1 protein-coding gene is annotated in these 1,010 nt (G+C 70.1%); it reads right to left on the reverse strand.

What is annotated here, in order from left to right; translation table 11 throughout:
• Positions 1-223: 223 nt before the first annotated feature.
• Positions 224-1,010 (reverse strand): FAD-dependent monooxygenase (locus AC2W7C_RS18385; protein ID WP_486002634.1); only part of this gene is annotated, 787 nt, incomplete at its 5' end.

Consider the following 1,010-nt stretch of genomic DNA (forward strand, 5'->3'; position numbering starts at 1 on the left):
TTCCAGGGTTCAGACTCATTTAAAGCAAAGCAGGATCAGCAGCTTGGATTTCCGCTCATCCCCGCGAAGGCGGGGACCCAGTTCTTTTGTCGGCGCAAGGTCAGCGGGATTGTCGTTGCGGCTCCCTGGCGCGGCCGGATCGCCCAAAACACTGGGTCCCCGCCTTCGCGGGGATGAGCGGTATTGAGTACGGACCCTAGCCACTAGCCACTAGCCACTCCCTTCAGACCGGCTGCCCCCGCAGCAGGCGGGGCAGATCGCCTGTCGCTCCTCCGGCCTCGTGCATGAAGGCCCGGCGCAGCGCCGGAATGCGGTTCACCGCCGCGATGCCCAGGTCGCGCGCCAGCCGCACCGGCGGAAGATCGTTCGAGAACAGCCGCACGAAGCCGTCGAAGCCGGCGGCCAGGGCCGTGTTGTCGAACCGCCGCCAGCGGGCGTAGCGGTCCAGCACGATCTCCGACCCGATGTCCTCGCCCAGCCGCATCGCCTCCACCAGCACCTCGGCCAGGGCGGCGGCGTCCTTCAGCCCCATGTTCAGCCCCTGGCCCGCCACCGGATGGACGGCGTGGGCGGCGTCTCCGATCAGGGCGGTGCGCGGCGCGGTCAGCTGCTCGGCCAGCTGCAGGGACAGGGGATAGACGAACCGAGGACCCACCACCGTGACATCGTCCAGATAGTCCCCGAACCGCCGCATCAGGTGGGCGTGGAAGGCCTCGTCCGACGCCGCCTTCAGCGCCTCGGCCCGCCGCGTCGTCTCCGTCCAGACCAGGCTGGCGCGCTGTTCGGTTAGCGGCAGGATGGCGAACGGCCCGGCCGGCAGGAAATACTCATGGGCGACATTGCCATGGTCCCGGCCCAGGGACACGGTCGCCACCACGCCCGCCTGGCCATAGCCCCAGCCGACGGTGTCGATCCGGGCCTGGGTCCGCACGGTCGAGCCGCGCCCCTCGGCGCCGACGACCAGCGGAACCTCCAGCACGCGCCCGCCCCTCAGCGTGACGCGCGACCGG

This window comes from Brevundimonas sp. CURTG3B2_SDJG (assembly GCF_057364705.1).